This window comes from Rhodococcus sp. NPDC076796, assembly GCF_040702765.1.
In the GTDB taxonomy this organism is placed as follows: domain Bacteria; phylum Actinomycetota; class Actinomycetes; order Mycobacteriales; family Mycobacteriaceae; genus Rhodococcoides.
Window position 1 is genome coordinate 2,350 of sequence record NZ_JBFBMS010000023.1, and the last position, 2,337, is coordinate 4,686.

2 protein-coding genes and 2 pseudogenes are annotated in these 2,337 nt (G+C 60.3%); 1 reads left to right on the forward strand and 3 read right to left on the reverse strand.

Annotation, left to right across the window (positions count from 1 at the left end):
* A pseudogene (locus AB0366_RS26810) lies at window positions 1-181 on the forward strand (acyl-CoA synthetase); the annotation flags it as partial.
* 75 nt (window positions 182-256) lie between these two features.
* Here AB0366_RS26810 and AB0366_RS26815 read toward each other — a convergent pair.
* From AB0366_RS26815 to AB0366_RS26825, 3 genes and pseudogenes are all read right to left on the reverse strand, one after another.
* Window positions 257-1,180, reverse strand: a complete 924-nt coding sequence (locus AB0366_RS26815; protein ID WP_027498239.1) for an alpha/beta hydrolase — start codon at window positions 1,178-1,180, stop codon at window positions 257-259.
* Window positions 1,170-2,240 (reverse strand): ferredoxin--NADP reductase, encoded by a 1,071-nt coding sequence (locus AB0366_RS26820; RefSeq protein WP_027498240.1) that lies wholly within the window; start codon window positions 2,238-2,240, stop codon window positions 1,170-1,172. The genes AB0366_RS26815 and AB0366_RS26820 overlap by 11 nt, the downstream gene beginning before the upstream one ends.
* Window positions 2,237-2,337: pseudogene (locus tag AB0366_RS26825) on the reverse strand (acetoin dehydrogenase); the annotation flags it as partial. The pseudogene AB0366_RS26825 and the gene AB0366_RS26820, both read right to left, overlap by 4 nt.

Consider the following 2,337-nt stretch of genomic DNA (forward strand, 5'->3'; position numbering starts at 1 on the left):
ACCCCAAATTCTCGTTGTGCACCCCGCTGTCGCATGCTGGGGCCGCGTTCTTCGTGCCGACCCTGACGAAAGGCGGCCCGATGATGGTGCTGCCGAAGTTTTATCCGCCGAGGTGCTGCGCACCATCGACGCAAAAAAGATCACCGTGGCGATGCCATCGATGCTGTACGCCTCGATGGACCCCTCCCAACTCGGACACGCGCGGCCTGTCGACGATCGTGGCCGTCTCACGAGCTCATGTGTGTCCGTCGACGGTTCAAAAGCCATCGCCTACCGTGGCTGCGTCCAATCGGGCCGCTGCTTCGTTGAAATAGTTTGGTGCCTCCATGTTGATCATGTGACCGATCTGTGGCAACGCCACGAACTCATGCAACCGGCGGCGCTGCTGCAGTCGGTCGGCGAGATCAATGGAATGAACCGCGGGTGTCAACTTGTCGGCCGAGCCCACGATCACGGTCGTCGGAACCGTAAGTGAGTCGATTCCTTTGCTCACATCGATGGTGGCCAGGACCCTGCCCCACATTCCCCGAACCGCAGGGGGGCACCGCAGTACTATGTCGGAACACTCAGCCACAACGTCTGCTGGCGCGTGTGGACCCATCGTCCCGTATTTCACCAACCGTCGGTTGAAGCGAGTGTCAAGCATCTCCGGTCCCGCGGTGGCGAGCCCGGCTGCGAATGCCCGCTCCAGTGAGGCGCGGAATCGACGTGGCGACCCAATTAGCGTCGATTTACTCACCAACTGCGAGGGGCCGGTACTCGCCAAGACGGCACCACGGGATAAGACGGGCACCGACTCCGGGTGCTCGGCAGCCCAACCCATGATGGACATCCCGCCCATACTATGACCGGTCACCAATGCCTTACGATTAGACGTGACGACAGCGCGCAAGACAGCCTCGAGATCGTCGCCGAGCACCGACGAAGAGAAGGGCGCGCGACCCCGGTCGCTCCAGCCATGCCCTCGTTGGTCATACACCACCACACGGTGTGTGGTGGCGAAGTGCTCGATCTGAGGTCTCCAGAACCGACCTTGGCAAGCCCACCCGTGGCTGAACACCAGCAGCGGCGCATCATCACCGAGCCCGTACTCCTCGACAAACAGCCTCGTGCCGTCACTGGAGAGAACCTCCCGCGACCGCCGCGACAATAGGCCAGCTTTCGAGGAGTCAGAGGTCATCGAAACTCACCGTCACAGCGTCGGTGAGCGGAAGTGCCTGGCACGCGAGTCGCTCGCCGTCCTCAATGTCGTCGTCTACGAGGATGTTGTTCTGCACCATCTCGACATCGCCATCGATGAGCTTGCACACACACGCGCTGCATGCGCCCTCTCGGCACGAGTACGGTGCATTGTGCCCTCGCGAGAGCAGCACATCGAGCAGAGGCGTGTTACGTGGCCACTCCGTGGTGATGCACTCTCCGTTCAGGTAAACCGTGGCCGTAGCTACACCCTCGTCGTCACTGAGTCGACGCAGTGTTGCGGTGTCGAACGGGTCACCCGTCAGCGACTGGAATACCTCTCGATGTACATCCGAATGATCCACTCCGCATGCGGCGGCAGAGCTTTCCACAAGATCCATGAAAGGGGAAGGCCCGCAGGTGAAAATTGCCGATCCCTTGTGTTCACGAATAATCTTTTCTACAGCCTCTGATGTGGGAATCCCGTTCTCCGACTCAAGCCAGTCAACCAAAGTGAACCGCTCGGCGAATTCAGATCTAATCTGCTCAAGCCGGCACTTGTACATGATCGAATCGGAGTCACGGTTTGCGTAGAACAGGACAACTTCCCCACTGCCCGACACCAGAGCCGACTGCACCAGCGACAGAACCGGAGTGATGCCGCTTCCGCCAGCGAAGAAGAGCAAGTCGACGTCGAGGCTCTTAGCGGTAAACTTTCCCGATGGCGTGAGGACGGTCACCTCCATGCCGATGGAAACGTTGTCACACAACCAGTTCGACGCATACCCCCCAGCGGTGCGCTTCACCCCGATCTCGAGGCGGAAGTCATCGACATGAGGCGAACTGCTCAGCGAGTAGCATCGTGCGACGTGGCCCGTCTGGTCGGACGGGATCTTCAACGTAATGAACTGCCCGGGTAGATGCTTGAAATCGTCGACGATCTCGTCAGGCACTTCGAAGGCGATGCTCACGGAGTCCTTGGTCTCCTGCACGACCTCCGACACGGTCAGCGTTCGCGATCGCGCGGTGGTGCCCGGCCGATTCTCCTGTTCGAGGGTCATTTGATGATCCCCCGCTTACGAGCCAAGGCGTAGCCCGCGCGTGTGACAGGCGCAGAGATGTCCTGGTAGCGCGGACCGACAACGCGTGCGACAAAAT

Excerpts from the sequence above, each read along its gene's own strand:
- AB0366_RS26815 (WP_027498239.1), bottom strand. The coding sequence starts at position 1,180 with ATGACCTCTGACTCCTCGAAAGCTGGCCTATTGTCGCGGCGGTCGCGG.
- AB0366_RS26820 (WP_027498240.1), bottom strand. The coding sequence starts at position 2,240 with ATGACCCTCGAACAGGAGAATCGGCCGGGCACCACCGCGCGATCGCGA.